Genomic DNA, 15,984 nt, shown 5'->3' on the forward strand with positions numbered 1-15,984 from the left:
CGCTCAAATCAACGCTCGAACCACGGCCCTTGGAACCTACGGGCAGTCGTCGACTGGTCAAAGCGCACGGTGGCAGGTCTCAGCCCTATGGACATCTGAGCAGGGCTTTTCTCGCTCGTCCAAGTAGTAGTTCCAGAGCAACGATTTTAGCGCCTTTCCTTATGACACTTGGATTTTGAATCATATCACCATGGCTTTTTTCATCCTCAATCTATAGGCATCTGGCTAAGCGAAGATGTATTTGCGCGCGGCCTTGTGCCACTATGATCTTCTACCGAGAATGTAGGTTCCGGGAACGCAGAGGTGGAGAGGCGATTCGGCCGTAACCGATTACAAATTATGCACTACGCCAGCGTTAATTTGGTTGAAAATTCTCAGCTACCAAATAAATACTGGATGAATTTGATAGCAGCTAAAATTTTAGTACTTCACAAAATCAAGAGCATTATTGAACTAATGTAAATATCGAGAAATTGACATACTTAATGGAGAGAAAATGGTAAATCACAACAGGGATGTGGTGTCATCCCTTTTCAAGGAACGCAGTAAGTTTGTTGTCATAGGACTCACTGGTCGAACAGGATCCGGCTGCACTACTGCGGCGAACATCCTCGAAAGTTCGAACCCAAACTTCCCAGATTTAAATGCAGTCCAATACAAAGGGAAGCCTTTTTTTGAGCGCTTGAATGGACGACGTTACGAAATACTAAAGACATATGCCGAAAGAAACATTGTACAGTTTTACTCGATCAAAGTAAGCGATCTAATTTCAGCTTATTTACTATCCATGGAGAAGCATGAGCTATTATTATTTATCATGGGGACACCCAAATCCCACATTGACAGTATAAAATTGGGGGACATCCTAGATAATGGCTCTTATGGCAAAAATAAAATAAGAACAAAGTTCACCTCGATCATGAGCAAACTATTGAATCACGAAGATAAGTTCGTCTTGTTGGACAAGGAAAGAGATAAATTTATTTCCTTTCTCAAACTCATGCGAAAGTTCACGAACGATTTTAAAAACGAGCTGAGGAGCATTGATAACGCGCTTTACGTTTCTGTTTATCAATCCGCCGGAAATTCAATAAGAAAAATCGGATGCATTGATAAAGACTATACGCATGTCGATTTCATGCCTGCCAGCATTTTTCATCTTCCAGAAACCATAAACAGAGTAATCAAAGGAATTAGAAGCATCAAAGAAAAAGCCTTAATAGTAGTAGATGCTATCCGGAACCCGTACGAAGCCAGGTTCTTCAAGGACAGGTATTCTGCATTCTATCTAGTCTCCATTAATGCACCTGATGATGATCGTGCAGCGTACCTTCAAAGCGTTCATAAGTTCACCTCGGACAAGCTACGCGAAATCGATGACCATGAATCTGGTATGACAAAAATAACCCATGCCGACTTCATCAGTCAAAACGTGAAGCAATGCATAGAGATCTCAGACATACATCTCTTTAACCCTAGAGGTGAGCTTGATAATAACAACATACTGAAAGCTCAATTGGCTTGGTACGTGGCATTAATGCTTCACCCTGGGCTAGTTTCACCAACATCACTTGAAAGAGTGATGCAAATTGCATACTCGGCAAAAAGCAATTCGGGATGCGTTTCTCGGCAAGTCGGTGCGGTAGTAACTGACGCCGATTTTTCTGTCAAGGCTGTTGGATGGAATGACGTGGCAAAAGGACAAATTCCGTGCTCATTACGTTCGCTTAAAGGTCTAATTAACGATTTCGACGTGATCGCCTATAGTAAATACGAGCGGACCAATTCGGAATTCAGATTAAGTGCGGGAAAAAAACTTATAAAACTCAACGACGTGTTAGAAGCGAGCGGTCAAAATCTGTCCTATTGCTTTAAAGATATCCGTAATGGTTTGGTTAGCAGTGAGCGCACACGAGGAAACCAAGTACATACTAGATCGCTCCATGCAGAGGAAAATGCTTTCCTACAAATCGTAAAATATGGTGGAGCAGCAATTGAAGGTGGCAAACTTTTCACCACAGCCAGCCCTTGTGAGCTTTGCGCCAAAAAGGCCTATCAGTTAGGGCTGAAGGAGATTATCTTCATTGACCCTTACCCTGGAATTGCAAACAATCACATTTTAGAAGTAGGCGAAACCCCCCCTGAACTTTTACAGTTTTATGGAGCGGTAGGGAAAGGTTATCATCAATTATATGATTCCGTCTTACCCTACAAAGACGAACTTGCTTACATGGAATAACTACTGAAAGCTAGGCCGCACCAGAACCCCCATAAGTTCCGATGCGTAAAAAGCTATTAGAAAATATTTCCCTCTCGTAGTTCAGGGGGGGCATGCCGATAATAAGATACTGCATGCCCCTTTGGGCCTTAGAGCAAGTCGATAAATATGTTCGACACCATTGAATAGCATAAGCACGTGTAATATTCAAAAGTTGTTGATTGACGTCGACTGCAGCCTGAACGTTTTCACCTACGCTAAGTTCCTCCTTGCATCCATCGATTACTGAGGTGGCGCATTGGCGTGACGTCGGCAGCAATTCTATATCGACGCCAGTGCTCACGAACACGCGATTCTGGACCACTATATCTGTTTTGGCTTCAAAATTTTTTGACCTAGGTAACACTACATCCAAGCTATTTAGATCAAAGATTAAATCATTGGATCGCTCCGAAACTGCACCTCTAATTCCCCACCTCCCCACCACTCGTCCGATATCCCGCACCGCCCCACATCCCCCGGAACCGAACGCTTCGCCCACAACTCAAGTAAATAGCGGCTACGCTGCACGCTGACTGATCTGCCGCACGTCATGGACCGTTCCAACGCACAAGGCAGTGACGATCCCATTTCCGGTAACGGATGTCTTTTCGACCGTCCCCATTCATGCCTCGACTTCACGGCCAGGATCCGCGTGGGGTGGTGGCTGTCGCTTTGTGTTCCTGGTGTCGGTCAGGGCATGTGTGACGAGACGTCGGTCGCCGCGACGAAGGGGAAGGCTTGATGCGCAGTCGGGCGTTTGCCCGTCCGCCGCCCTGAAGAACAATCACTGAAAATAAGGAATTAACATGAGCATTCTCAGCACTATTCTTGAAAAACTCGGCATCGGGTCGGCCAGCGCGACGCCGCAGGCAGCGCCTGAGCCGTCGGCCGTTCCGCCTACCGGAAGCACGGCGTCCTCCACCGGGACACCTGCTGGCGCACCTGCAGCACCGAGTGCCGATCAGGTCACTGCCAAGCTTGAATCTCTGTCGCAGGCTCATCCGGAGCTCAAACCGCAGAACTCGATCGTGGACTTGTTGAAGGCCTTGGGCCTGGACAGCAGTTTCGAGCATCGCAAGGAGTTGGCGAAGGAAGTCGGCATCGATCCTTATGAGGGCTCGGCGGAGCAGAATCTTGAACTGCACAAGGCTGTGCTGCAGAAGGCATCTCAATAACGCGAACCGTCCGGGTCGCGTCATTCACTGTCGCAACCTGCGACGCTGCGCCTGACTTCAGGCGCAGCGTCGCAGGGTTCAATCGTGGCTCTTGTCGAGGGTGCGCAGTTTCTCGGGCAACGCCCACAATAACAATCCCGCGGCAATCACAGTGCTCACGCCGATGACATACAGGGCAGGCGTGGTGCTGCCTGTGATGTCCTTGATGTGGCCGACCATCACGGGGCTGACGATGCCGCCGAACTGACCCAACGTATTGATGAGCGCGATGCCGCCTGCAGCGCCTGCGCCTGCACCGGCCAGCAGTTTGGGCGGGAGGGTCCAGAAGGCCGGGATCGAGGCGACGATGCCGCCGCCAAGCATGGCGAGTGACAGGACGAGCATGCTGGTGTGCTGGGCGAAGATGCCGGCGCAGAAGAAGCCGACAGCGCCGAGCACCACAAGACCACACACAAACTTGCGCCGCTCGCCGCTGGCATCCGACAGACGCCCGATCACCACCATGCTGATCGCGCCGCAGATGTACGGAATCGCCGTGAGCAGGCCGATCATGACCGGACTTTCGACGCCGGCGCTGCGAATCAGCTGTGGTGCCCAGAAGTTGAGGCCGTAGGACGCAACCTGAATGAGGAAGTAGATCAGGCCGAGCATGAGGAAGCCGGGCATCTTCAAAGCGGTCAGCAGCGAGCCGCCGTGCTTGTTCGGCTCGTGCTGGGCGATGCGGCTGGACAGGTAGGTCTTCTCGGCATCGGTCAGCCAATGAGCGTCGGCCACACGGTCCTTGAGGATTTTCAAGACTGCGAAGCCGAGCGCGATGCACGGCAGGCCGCCCAGCAGGAATAGCCAGTGCCAGCCGCGCATCTGCATGACGCCGTCCATGCCGCCGAGCACCAGACCCGAGATCGGCGCACCCAGCAAGCCGGCGAATGCGGAGGCCAGAAACAGCGTGGACGTGATGCGCCCTCGATAGGTCTGCGGAAACCACAGCGTCAGATAAAACAGCACGCCCGGTGCGAAACCGGCTTCCATCGCGCCGATGATGAAACGCAGCACATAGAACTGCCATTCGGCGTTGACGAAGACCATCAGCGCAGTGGCCACGCCCCAGGAGATCATGATGCGGGCGATCCAGCGCCGCGCGCCGACCTTGTACAGCATGATGTTGCTCGGCACTTCGAACAGCACGTAACCGATGACGAACAGGCTCGCTCCTAGGCCGTACGCGGTATCGCTAAGGCTGAGGTCGGTCTGCAGCTGGAACTTGGCGAAGCTGATGTTGATGCGGTCGAAGAATGCAAACAGGTAGCAGACCATGATCAACGGCATCAGGCGCCATGCGACTTTGCGGATGAGCGCTTTTTCGGCGCTGACAACCTCGGCGAGGCTGCTGTTCGGGTTCAGAACAGAGATAGTCATTGCGGTTACTCCAGCTGGACTTCCCAAAGGGAGCCCTATTGTTTTTGTTGTCTGGACGAATGCACCTTCAAGCGCATTCGTTCTGGATGTGCAGGACTGCGCGAGCTTGCGATGGCGTCAGGTCTTCCACAGGGATGCGGACAGTTCATCTGCTATCGCAAGCAGGCTCACGCCTACAGGATTTACGGCGCGTCAGGATTCAGGTCGCCAGGTTCTCCGGCGCCGGGTGCAGGTCACAGTTGCGGCCCGCCTTGGCGACTTGGCCTGGCATTTCGTGTCCCAACAGCGCAGGCAAGCCACGCGAGAGCTTGAGCAAGTGCAGCAGGTCGATGCCGGTGTCGATGCCCATCTCTTCGCACAGGTTCACCAGATCCTCCGTGCAGATGTTGCCCGACGCGCCGGGCGCGAAAGGACATCCGCCCAGTCCGCCCAGCGATGCATCGAACCGCCGCACACCTGCTTCGTACGCGGCGAGCACATTGCTCAGGCCCAGGCCACGCGTGTTGTGAAAATGCAACGTGAGCGCAGACGCCGGGAGGCGAGTCAGCACGCGCTGCACCAAGCGGTGCACCTGACGCGGATTCGCCATGCCGGTGGTGTCAGCCAGGGAGATGCCCTGCATGCCCAGTTCCAGGTACGCGTCGACGATCTGCAGCACGCGGTCTTCATCGATCTTGCCTTCGAACGGGCAGCCGAATGTCGTGGCGATGGAGCCATTGAGGCTGAGAGAACTGCCCGCCACCAGCGAGACGACATCGGCAAATGCGTCGAGCGATTGTTCGCAGCGCATGCGCATGTTCGCCAGGTTGTGGGTCTGGCTGGCGGACATCACCAGATTCAGCTCATCGGCGCCGGCGTCCATCGCCCGCTGCGCGCCGCGCAGATTGGGGATGAGCGCAACATAGATCACGCCCGGCTGCCGCTTGATGCCGCGAAATACTTCGTCGCCATCGCGCAACGCAGGAATGGCTTTGGGCGATACAAAAGAGCCGGCTTCGATGCGGCTGAAACCGGCCAGAGAAAGCTGGTCGATGAGGTCGATCTTGTCAGCGGTTTCGACCCACTTCGGTTCGATCTGAAGGCCGTCGCGGGGCGACACTTCCTGAACGATCAGGCGCTCTGAGAAGTCAGTGATCATTGAACCACCCCATCGGTTTTGAGTTGAGCGATATCGGCCGCCGTCAGACCCAGCGCGCCAAGCACGCTGTCGGTGTGCTGGCCCAATGCGGGACCTTGCCAGTTCACCGAGCCCGGCGTTTCGGACAGTTTGGGCACGATGCCGGGCATTTTGACCTGAGCGCCGCCGGGCAGCTCGGCGTCGAGAATCATCTCGCGGGCCTGATAATGCGGATCGGCGACGATGTCGGCGACGTTGTAGATCCGGCCGGCGGGGACCTCAGCCTGTTCCAGCGCGCGCAGCACGTCGTCGATCGGCAGGCTTGACGACCAGCCGCTGATCGCCGCGTCGAGCATGTCGCTCTGTGCCGCGCGGCCATCGTTCTGCGCAAACTCGGCCGCGTCAGCCAGATCAGGCCGGCCAATGACCTGCATCAGCCGCTTGAAGATCGGGTCGCTGTTCCCCGCGATCACCACATAGGCGCCATCTGCAGTTGGGTAAGTGTTGGAAGGCGCGATGCCAGGCAACGCTCCGCCGCTGCGCTCACGCACATGGCCGAGCATGTCGTACTCGGGCACCAGGCTTTCCATGAGGTTGAACACGCTTTCAACCAGCGAAACGTCGACGATCTGACCATCGCCCTGCCCGGTCTTCACGCGCAGCAGAGACATCAACGCGCCCATGACCGCATGCATGGAAGCCAGCGAGTCACCCAGACTGACGCCCACGCGCGCGGGCGGCGAGCCAGGCGTGCCGGTGGTGTACCGAATGCCGCCCATGGCCTCGCCGATGGCGCCGAAACCCGGACGATCGCGATAAGGGCCGGACTGGCCGTAACCCGATATGCGCACCAGCGTGAGCTTGGGATTGAGAGCGTGCAGCACGTCCCAGCCCAGACCGAGTTTCTCCAGCGCGCCGGGGCGCAGGTTTTCGATCAACACGTCGGCGCTTTCAGCCAGGCGTTTGACGATCTCGATGCCTTCAGCGGATTTGAGGTTCAGGGACAGGGATTTCTTGTTGCGCGACTGCAGGTACCACCACAGCGAAGTCCCTTCGTGCAGCTTTCGCCATTTACGAAGAGGGTCGCCCTGCCCCATCGATTCGATCTTGATCACCTCGGCGCCGAATTCGCCCATCAAGCGAGCGGCGAAAGGCGCTGCGATCAGTGTGCCGATTTCAATTACGCGCACACCGTTCAGGGGGCCTGTCATAGCGGATACCTCGAGTGTTTCTTGGAATTTGTACCAAGACTAGAGGACGGCGAATCCGCAAATCCAACCGTATGTTGGCAAGAGGCGTTCGCAAACCGCGAACGCTTCAGCGATAAGTCCCACGCAAGTGATCGAACAACAACGCGCTGACCGGTGACAGCGTTGCCCGGTCGCGCACGACGAGAATCAACGTGCGACGGGCCCATGCATCGCTCAGCGACACCGCGCAGAGGCCAAGGGGCGTGCCGAGCAGGTCGAACGCCTTGCGCGGCAGCACGCCGATGCCCATGTTGGCCTGAACCATTCGGCACATCGCGTCGAAGCCTGGCACGTGGATTCGCACGCGCAGAGGCTTTCCGTGGGAGCGGGCTGCATTCTGGGTGCGCATGTTGATCGAGCTGGCGGCGTGCAGGCCGATGTGATCGCTGCCAAGGGTGTCCTCGAACGCGACGGATTCAAGCCCCGCCAGGGGATGGTCCGCGCGCATCACCACAACCAGCTCGTCACGCCGGTACGCCACGCTGTGCAAGCCTTGAACGTCGGTGTCTTCGGAACAGATTCCGATGTCCGCCATGCCATCGATCAAGCCCTGAACGACGCCATTGCTGGGCCGCTCTTCGAGGTCGACCTTCACCCGTTCATGGCTGGTGGTGAAGTCGTGCAGGTCTTCAGGCAGAAACTGAATGATCGCCGAGAGGTTCGCCAGCATCCGCACATAGCCGCGCATGCCCTGAAGATGCTCATCGAGCTCGAGGCCCATTTTTTCGAGATCAGAGAGCATGCGGCGGGCGTGATGCAGCAGCGTTTCGCCCGCCGCCGTGAGCAGCATGCCCTTGGCATTGCGCACGAACAGACCGATGCCCAGCACTTCCTCAAGCTCCATCAGCCGCTTGCTGGCGGCCGAAACGGCAATCGCCTCTCGTGCAGCCGCACGCGTCAAGGTGCCTTCCTCATGCACGGCGACGAAGAGTTTGAGGGTGATCAGATCGAGACGACGGATCAGGTTCTTGTGAAGCATGAGGAGGGTCCCGACAGCTGCGAGCGCCCAAGAATACACGCAATCGCCGCTGCGTCAGTTCAGGAAAAAGAACACAACAGGCCAGGAGCAGCGCTTATATTCAGGGGTGTTCGTCGTTACCGCGCGGTATGAACGGTGTCGTGCAACTCGATCGCCAACGCCAGAATCCTTTTTTTGCCTGGCATATCCAGCCGGAAAAAAAGAAGCAGCATCCTGGCTTCGTCCTCGTCAACGCAATAAAAGTAAGCGGGTGGAACGTTCAACGCCGCCGCAATCTGAATGATGGTCAACGAGTTAGGGACGTGCTTGTTGTTTTCGTACTGATTCATCCGCGCGCTCGCAGATGCGGGGTCAATGCCTGCTTCGATACCTAAACGCTCTTGGGATAATCCAGCCGCCGTTCGGGCCTCTTTCAGCCGTTTACTAAAAATGCTCATTCACTAGCCGTTAAAAGGCTAAGAGATTCTTAGAATCAGGTTGACCCCGTACTAAGAGATACTTAGGATCGGAAAATAATCAGTCCTGCCCAGTCATGCCAAATCTGTAGCGCGATGAACGCGCTCGTGGGTTTCCTACCGGAACACGCCACGCACAAGAGCTCAGGGAGAGCTGGCCATGAACATCGAAGCGCAAATCCAAAGCCTTCAAACCGAGCTCCAGATCATTGTCCAAGGGGACACGACCGCGTCGGCCACGACTGTGCAGCAATGGTCGTGCAGGCTCGATGAGATACAGAATCAGCTGAACGGACTGAACGCCGCGGTTCAGAGGGTGGCAGACGCCAATCTTGGGCTTGTTCTGGTGGCTCAACTGCTTGAGGCAGCCCACACAGAAAAGCTGAATGCAGACCAGGTCTGGTGCTTGATTGATCCATTGCGGGAAAGACTGGGGCGCGCAATAGAGGAGGTAAAGCTAACCATTCAATAGCACGTATGGACTGACGCCATTCATTTCATTTCAGTCGCCACCCGCCATTCCGCCAGACGGTCCCCTCGCCGTTGCGCCAATATCTGGCTTCCTTGCTCGAGAACCGCGTCGCCACTGGCGCCGTCGGGCATCATATTGATCCAGACGCCCCCTCCCCGATTCCGTATCCTTCGAGTAACGTATAGCCATAGCCGTCGGCCTGTTTCGCTTGTCGAGGAGACAAAGCGCTGCAACCCCGCAACACGATAGAAGGTCACCCCGTGCATAAAGTCAGACTGATCAAATATTTATGGACCCATCAGACCCCCGAGATTTCTTCTGAATGGTCCAAACTGCTGTTCGAAGTGGAGTTGCCGTTCGTGCCGTTCCATGGCTTGAACATCCAGCTGCCCGATCAGCGCGCCTGGCGCATTCGGGACGTTGAGTGGAACGTTGAAGAGCAGACCTTCCGCTGCCACATCGAAGATCAGTTCATGAATCTGCTCGATGTCGACGATTCTTATGAAGACTGGATCGACATGCTGCTTGAATGCGGCTGGGAGCTGAGCGGCCGTTACACCAACGAACACAACAAGACCTGATCAGCGCCGACCTGCATTCAGGACGGCCACGCCTCAGGCGCGGATATCGACGATACAGACGGCCATGCAGCGATGACATGAGCCAGGCACGCGGCCTGCCAGACAGGCCCGGCATTTACCTTGAGCGCTACTGCCATGAAATGGATCTTCAGCTGTGTCCGTCACCTGACCGGCGCTTTAGTAGTGTGGTCGTCTGCGCTGCTTGCAGCACCGAGCGTTCAGGTCTACGTCCCCGAAGCCCCGCCTCTGACCATGCTCAACGACGGCGACCGACACGGTATCGCAGGCGACCTGGCGCTCAAGGCGATGGACATGGCCGGTTACTCAGCGACATTTATCTCCCCGCCCTGGCCCAGGGCGCAGCGCGATGTGGCCAATGGCAAGAACCTGCTGATCGCGCCGCTGACCCGCACTCAAAGCCGCGAGAACAGCTTCACCTGGATTGCCCCGCTTCTGACGATGGACCGAACATTTTTCAGTCTCGATCGTCGGGTCGACAGCTTCGACGAGGCGCGCAAGGCCTTCAAGTTGATCGCCGTCGGCATTGGAACCGCGCAGGAAACCCGGCTGCGCGAAGAGGGCTTCCCGGCCTCGCAGATCTATCCCTTGAAAATCGGTGACAACCCGGCGCAGATGCTGCTCAAAGGGCGCGTCGATGCCTGGTTCAACGGGGTGCCGGAAACGCGCTACATCTGGAAGCAGATAAGCGACCGGCCGCTGGTGATGAGCCGTGTTTTGATGACTGCAAACCTGTATCTGGCCTGCTCGAAAGAGTGCGATTCACAGATGGTAGAGAGCCTGCGAAAGGCGCTCGACACGCTGCAGAGCGATGGCACCGCTGCCCGCACCGAGGCCTCGTACCTGAAAGGTCTGCCGGCCTGGTGAACGCCGGACAGACGCTGTCTGCCTGCCCGGCGATTGCCGATCAAGGCAGCAGAATGATTTTCTCGGCTGCGCCTGCGTTCACCTGGGCGTAACGCGCGGGGCCGTCTTCCAGCGGTGATTCGATCAGCCCGCCAGGCAACGGCAGCGTGCCGTCGTCGAACAGCTTGCCGAACTGCTCCAGCATGCGCGCACAGGCCTCAACGCCGTACAACAGCGAGTTGATGCCCACCACCGAGCCACCCTTGCGGTAGAGCGCCAGCGCTGGCAGTTGCACATGGCCGTCCACCGGTGCCGCAATGATCGCGATGCGGCCGAACTGCGCCAGCGCTGGCACCGCGGCCGGCAGCCAGAAGCCTGTGGTGTCGAAAATCACTTCGGCGCCGCCCGAGAACACTTCATTGACCTGCGCGCCCAGCTGCTCAGGCGTTTCCAGCAGAATCGCCTCGAAGCCTTGTTCGCGCAACGCTTTGAGCTGCTCGGGACGACGCACCGCCGCCAGAACCTGCGCGCCCCGCACCCGCGCCAAGGCAATGGCCGCGCTGCCCACCGCGCCATTCGCACCGATCACAAGCAGGCGCGTGTTGGCGCCCACGAGGCTGCGCTCAAGCGCGTCCCACGCCGTGGTGTAAGGCACGCCAAGGCTGGCGGCCTGAGCGAAACTCAAGGACTTGGGTTTGAGTGCGACACCTTTGGCCGAGAGCGTGATGTAACCGGCGTGGGAGCCATTGCGCGAAAAACCGATCTGATTGCCGGTGCCCCACACTTCCTGGCCGACCAGTTCCTGCGGGCCTTCAATCACCACGCCGGAGAAATCGCGGCCTGGAACGCGGGGCAGCGTGGTGTACGGGAAGCGCCCGAGCACGTTCTTGACGTCGCTGGGGTTCAAGCCCGCCGCTTTGATCTGCACCAGCACCTCACCTTCTGCAGGCACGGGTGTTGGCAGCTCGACGACTTCCAGCGCAGCCAGGTCGCCGGTTCGGGAAAATTGCAGTACTTTCATAGCTTCAAATCCAGGTGTCAGACGGAAGATTCGGGTCGATTCAAGAAATCAGGTTGGCGAACAACTGCCGGCCCATCGGCCACAGTTTCTCGCCTGCCTGCATGCCGAGCAGGCCGACAAGCGCGACCAAAGGCGGCGCCGGTGAGCGAAAATCCAGGGCGCCGTACAGCAATCCGACGGCGATACCGATGGCAAGGGAGATGATGTAACTCATGGCGAACTCCGGAAATCTGGCGGCGCGCGGCACAATTGCGGCGCGGCGGCGTCAAGCGATAACCAGAGTGTAAGGAGAGGCCGAAAAGGCTACCGGCCAAGTACTTCTGAATTTCGGACAGTGATCAGCGGTCAGCCTGCCTGCTCGCCCAGAGGATATTGCGACGGCGCAATGCCCAGTTCGCGGCGGAACATGTCACTGAAGCTGCTGGGCGAGTAACCCATGGATCGGGCGATCACGCTGACCGGCACGCCTTGAATGATCTCGGCCACCGCAGTCGCCAGTTGCACCTGCCGCCGCCACTCCGCGAACCCCATGCCGAGTACGGCCAGAAACAGGCGCGACAGCGTTCGAACGCTCGCTCCCGCATTTTCCGCATGCTGCTCGAACGGAATATCAATCGAGGGCTCGACCATCACCGCCTGGCAGACATTCATCAGCCGGCGATCACTGTCATCGGGCATTGGCACCTTCAACAGCGAACGCCTGGCCCGCTTGAGCTCGAGCAGCGCAAGCCCGGCCAGGGCGTCGTAGTACTCGGAGTCCTTGTCCTGCTCGGCGACCAGGCCAACGATCAGTTCGCGTAGCAGTCGGCCGACTTCCAGCACCTGAACCGTCGTGTCCAGCGTGTGAGCCAACGCGGGACGCAGATAGATATTGCGCATTTCCAGGTCCGAGACGACCCGAATGCCATGGGGCACGCCGGGCGGCAACCACACGGCGCGTTGCGGTGGCACGACCAGCGCCTCGTGCGGCGTTTCCACCCACATCACGCCCGACATCGCATACAGCACCTGTCCCCAGTCGTGTTCATGCGGCTCGATGTACAAACCGCGAGGGTACGTTCGGGACAGAGGCTGCACCGCGACGGCGGTGTCGGAGAGATCGGGCGGCGCGGCAAGGGCCATGAGGGTGACCGGCGAAAGTGGGAAAGTGCGATGTTAACGGAAGATCGACCGACGAAACAAAAACGCCCCGGTCACGGGACCGGGGCGCTCTTTGCAACGTCAGCTCAACAGCCGTTCAACATCAGAAAACGTTGATCGGGTAGTCGATGAAGATGCGGGTTTCGTTACCGCCGACGTTGTACTGATCGACATCGTTGGAAACGCGCAGGAACGAGTTGCGCAGACGCACGGACAGGTCTTTTGCCGGACCGCTTTGCACGACGTAGCTCAGTTGGCTGAACAGTTCGCGCTCTTCGCCACGACCACGGCCTGAACCGTCGTCGATGTTGTCGCCGCGAACGTAAGCAATCTTGTAGCTCAGGCCAGGCGTGACGACGGTGGCCAGGTTCACGCCATAGCCGGCCTGCCAGGAGCGCTCGTCCTTGCCGTTGAAGTCCGACCAGTAGGAGTTGGACAGGTAAATGGTGTTGCCGCCATCGCTGAAACCGCCGTTGTTGCGGTAGCCACCGTAGTTGTAGCCGGTTTCACCCGTGCTGCGCTGGTGCGCGATGGTGAAGGAGTGGATGCCCACAGCCCACGTCGCGGCCAGGGACCAGATCTTGTTGTCACGGTCGTCATTGACCGCAACGTCCTTGTCCAGCTTGGTCTTGTAGCCGTTGAAGTCGAAGGTCAGCGACTGATCTTTCGGCAGTGCCCAGACGTAGTTCAGGTTCACGTACTGCTTCTTCAGCGTGTCTTCGTCGTCGGAGGCGTAGAACGCGCCGCTCAGGGCGTCGGTGAACTTGTAGGCGGCACCGTAGACGTTGATGCTCTTCAGGTCGCCGCTGTCACGGCCTTCGGCGCTTTTGCGGGTCAGACCGGTGAAACGGCCAGCCACCAGCTTGAGGTCCTTGATCTCTTCGGATGTGATCATGGTGCCGGTGTAGGTTTCTGGCAGCAGACGCGAGTTGTCGTAACTCAGCACCGGCAGCTCGGGCATCATGTCGCCGTATTTGAGCACGGTGTTGGAAATGCGGAATTTGACCGCGCCGCCGAAGCGCTGCAGGTCATCGGCTGCATTGCCGCTGTCGCCTTGCTTGAAGAAGTCGATACCGCCGGCGCCGCTCTTGCCCTTGCCACCGTCCAGACGTACCGCGTACAGGCCGAATGCATCGACGCCCACGCCGACGGTGCCCTGGGTGAAACCGGACGAATAGTTGGCCATGAACGCCTGGCCCCACTCGGCGCGGTCTTGAGGGCCGTTCTTGTAATCGCGATTGATGTACGCGTTACGCAGATTGACCTTCAGGCTGCTGTCTTCGACAAAGCCGTTGGCGTCTGCCTGGCCGTCCGCCATGGCGTGGCTGGCGGCGAAGATGCCCAGAGCGAGCAAACCGATACGCTGTTTCATCTTGTTGTCCTTGTGAGCAGATTAATCGCGCGCTGTGGCAAATACCCGGACAGGTAATTGCGTCTCCCGGAACGAAAAAAGCACTCCGGAAGCCAGCACGAAATCATCGCAGTGGACTACTGATGCACGTACATGGCGCTTGGCCACAGGCGGTGGAGGCGCGAATGCTATCCGCCGCATACGGGCATGTCAATTTGATGAACCCCGAACAGACATACGGCTTACGCCCTTCCCGGCAGGTGAAAGGCGCACGTTTCAGCCGTGAAGAATGCCCAGCAGTGCCTCAAGTTCTGCATCGTTGATCAGGCCGCGTGGGTAGCGTTTGACCAACATGTCCCGGTAATCGGGTGTCTGTGCCTGCTCCTGTAAACGGGGAGCCTGGGTTATCCGTAACCAGTCCGCCATCATCTGCCGTGCTTCACTGCTCGCAGACAAACCTCGAGTCACTCGCGACTCATGACCTGCGTTCATAGGGATAACCTCTTGCGTCTTGGACCGCGAAATCTACGGCGCTTTTGTTACAGACGAACGAACCGGGTAACTGTTCAGGTAACCCGATGGCGCTGTTTCGCGGGGCACTCGAGAAAACGCTATGTCCAGTCCTGAAATAGGTTTACACCTGTTTCACCCTTAAAACGCTCGATGCATCGCATCGGGCGTTTTGTATTTCAAGGCCTGGTGGGGCCGCTTGCGGTTATAGATATCTACCGATTCGTCGACCATACGTTTGGCTTCGGCCAAGTCTCTCGGGCGATGCAGCAAAAACTCTGTTTTCAATATGCCGTTCACCCGCTCTGCGAGTGCGTTCTGGTAACAGTCATAACCGTCTGTCATCGAACACCTTACCCCGTGCATGGCATGCAGCTTCTGGTACAGATCCGAGCAGTATTGCGAGCCGCGATCTGAGTGATGCACCAGTGCCTGATCCGTTTTCCTACCCCTCAATGCCTTGCGCATCGCCTGCGCAACCGATTCGGCATGCAAGGTTTCATGCACATGATGACCAACGATTTTTCGAGAGTAAGCATCGGTCACCAGGCTCACATACGCGACGCTTTGCTGGGTGGGCAAATAGGTGATGTCTGCTACCCAGACCTGCTCAGGGCCAGTGGCTGTTACTTGGTCGAGACCAGGTTTTAGCCTGTTGGGATGGCGACGGAAGCGATGATGGCTGTCAGTGGTCTTGTGGTAGGCGCGCTTGCGCGCAATCAGTTGGCGGTTTTCTCTCAGGATGTCGAATAGCCGATCCCGACCCACCGTTCGCGCCAGTTCAGGCTCGGCTTGCATCAGTCCGTGCAGCTTGCGTGTGCCCAGTCGTGGCATCTGAAGTCGGGTTTCCAGTACAAACCCCAGTACTTTCTGGGCGTGGTTGGTTTGCATGTCGCAGACCCGGTTTCGCTTGTAGTAAGCCTGCCGGGAGATGCCCAGAAACTGGCAAGCCCTGACGATGCTCAGGCCTTGGATTTGCCCTTGGGAAAGGACTTGCCGGATCGCTTTTTTACAACGGAAACACCGTAATCATTCTTCAGCACGTCAACGACGGCTTCGAAGAACTGGGCTTTCTGATTGGCAAGGGCGAGCTTTTCTTCAAGCTCCTTGATTCGCTGATCTGGGGTCAGCGGCAGCTTCGGGTCGTCCATCGGTCGGCTCCTCTGGGCACGAATGGAGGCGCCTTGGCTCCAGTCTTGGCGCCCATGCTTGCGTAACCACACCAGCACAGTCGAACGCCCCTGAATTCCGTAACGCCGTTGAGCCTCTTTATAACTCAACTCGCCTTTTTCGACCTGATCGACGACCGCTAATTTAAAGCCCAGCGTGTAATCACGCTGACTGCGCCTTTTTCCCGAATCCATTGGTTCCTCCTGAGGAAAGGTCAGAAGGT

At 57.2% G+C, this 15,984-nt stretch carries 16 protein-coding genes; 5 read left to right on the forward strand and 11 right to left on the reverse strand.

All coding sequences use genetic code 11. The features are described from left to right. The first annotated feature begins 496 nt into the window (after positions 1–496). Both AAGQ88_RS25375 and AAGQ88_RS25380 read left to right on the forward strand, forming a co-directional pair. Positions 497–2,239, forward strand: coding sequence for an anti-phage dCTP deaminase (locus AAGQ88_RS25375; protein WP_342653937.1), 1,743 nt, complete (start codon positions 497–499; stop codon positions 2,237–2,239). Between the two features lie 827 nt (positions 2,240–3,066). Further along, complete coding sequence (locus tag AAGQ88_RS25380; RefSeq protein WP_093465810.1) at positions 3,067–3,435, forward strand: DUF3597 family protein; 369 nt, start codon at positions 3,067–3,069, stop codon at positions 3,433–3,435. A gap of 78 nt (positions 3,436–3,513) precedes the next feature. Here the strand turns inward: AAGQ88_RS25380 and AAGQ88_RS25385 are convergent, their stop codons facing one another. The 5 genes from AAGQ88_RS25385 to AAGQ88_RS25405 form a co-directional block, all read right to left on the reverse strand. After that, positions 3,514–4,851, reverse strand: coding sequence for an MFS transporter (locus AAGQ88_RS25385; protein WP_093465812.1), 1,338 nt, complete (start codon positions 4,849–4,851; stop codon positions 3,514–3,516). Positions 4,852–5,050: 199 nt separating this feature from the next. Beyond that, entirely contained in the window at positions 5,051–5,989 is a 939-nt protein-coding gene (locus AAGQ88_RS25390) for a hydroxymethylglutaryl-CoA lyase (protein WP_342653938.1), read from the reverse strand. Continuing rightward, entirely contained in the window at positions 5,986–7,179 is a 1,194-nt protein-coding gene (locus AAGQ88_RS25395) for a CaiB/BaiF CoA-transferase family protein (RefSeq protein WP_342653939.1), read from the reverse strand. Before AAGQ88_RS25395 ends, AAGQ88_RS25390 begins: the two co-directional genes overlap by 4 nt. Positions 7,180–7,285: 106 nt before the next feature. Then, on the reverse strand, positions 7,286–8,197 hold the full coding sequence (locus tag AAGQ88_RS25400) for a LysR family transcriptional regulator (protein ID WP_342653940.1): 912 nt from the start codon (positions 8,195–8,197) through the stop codon (positions 7,286–7,288). A gap of 116 nt (positions 8,198–8,313) precedes the next feature. Beyond that, positions 8,314–8,634 carry a helix-turn-helix transcriptional regulator gene (locus tag AAGQ88_RS25405; RefSeq protein ID WP_342653941.1) on the reverse strand — a complete coding sequence of 107 codons (321 nt, stop codon included), beginning with the start codon at positions 8,632–8,634 and terminating at the stop codon, positions 8,314–8,316. A gap of 178 nt (positions 8,635–8,812) precedes the next feature. On the opposite strand from AAGQ88_RS25405, the gene AAGQ88_RS25410 reads away from it, so the two are divergent. The 3 genes from AAGQ88_RS25410 to AAGQ88_RS25420 all read left to right on the forward strand — a co-directional run bounded on the left by AAGQ88_RS25410 (position 8,813) and on the right by AAGQ88_RS25420 (position 10,590). Beyond that, positions 8,813–9,124: a hypothetical protein gene (locus AAGQ88_RS25410; RefSeq protein ID WP_285425257.1), complete on the forward strand. Its 312-nt coding sequence runs from the start codon at positions 8,813–8,815 to the stop codon at positions 9,122–9,124. A 260-nt stretch (positions 9,125–9,384) separates the two neighbouring features. Continuing rightward, a complete protein-coding gene (locus AAGQ88_RS25415; protein ID WP_093465820.1) occupies positions 9,385–9,705 on the forward strand; it encodes a hypothetical protein in 321 nt (106 codons plus the stop codon). Between the two features lie 135 nt (positions 9,706–9,840). After that, the gene (locus tag AAGQ88_RS25420) at positions 9,841–10,590 is read left to right on the forward strand and encodes a transporter substrate-binding domain-containing protein (protein ID WP_342653942.1); all 750 of its coding nucleotides are present in this window, start codon (positions 9,841–9,843) and stop codon (positions 10,588–10,590) included. Positions 10,591–10,630: 40 nt separating this feature from the next. Here AAGQ88_RS25420 and AAGQ88_RS25425 read toward each other — a convergent pair whose 3' ends face one another. The 6 genes from AAGQ88_RS25425 to AAGQ88_RS25450 form a co-directional block, all read right to left on the reverse strand. Next, positions 10,631–11,590: a zinc-binding alcohol dehydrogenase family protein gene (locus AAGQ88_RS25425; protein WP_342653943.1), complete on the reverse strand. Its 960-nt coding sequence runs from the start codon at positions 11,588–11,590 to the stop codon at positions 10,631–10,633. Between the two features lie 40 nt (positions 11,591–11,630). Beyond that, positions 11,631–11,804, reverse strand: coding sequence for a DUF1427 family protein (locus AAGQ88_RS25430; RefSeq protein ID WP_110948701.1), 174 nt, complete (start codon positions 11,802–11,804; stop codon positions 11,631–11,633). Positions 11,805–11,935: 131 nt separating this feature from the next. Further along, the gene (locus AAGQ88_RS25435) at positions 11,936–12,712 is read right to left on the reverse strand and encodes a helix-turn-helix transcriptional regulator (protein ID WP_342653944.1); all 777 of its coding nucleotides are present in this window, start codon (positions 12,710–12,712) and stop codon (positions 11,936–11,938) included. Positions 12,713–12,833: 121 nt separating this feature from the next. Further along, on the reverse strand, positions 12,834–14,102 hold the full coding sequence (locus tag AAGQ88_RS25440) for an OprD family porin (RefSeq protein WP_285425253.1): 1,269 nt from the start codon (positions 14,100–14,102) through the stop codon (positions 12,834–12,836). 255 nt (positions 14,103–14,357) lie between these two features. After that, complete coding sequence (locus tag AAGQ88_RS25445) at positions 14,358–14,549, reverse strand: hypothetical protein (RefSeq protein WP_342653945.1); 192 nt, start codon at positions 14,547–14,549, stop codon at positions 14,358–14,360. 183 nt (positions 14,550–14,732) lie between these two features. Continuing rightward, a protein-coding gene (locus AAGQ88_RS25450) for an IS3 family transposase (protein ID WP_342653946.1) occupies positions 14,733–15,955 on the reverse strand; the annotation gives its coding sequence in 2 pieces (ribosomal slippage) (positions 14,733–15,604 and positions 15,604–15,955; 1,224 coding nt in all). Positions 15,956–15,984 lie beyond the last annotated feature (29 nt).

This window comes from Pseudomonas sp. F3-2, assembly GCF_038804275.1.
In the GTDB taxonomy this organism is placed as follows: Bacteria; Pseudomonadota; Gammaproteobacteria; order Pseudomonadales; family Pseudomonadaceae; genus Aquipseudomonas.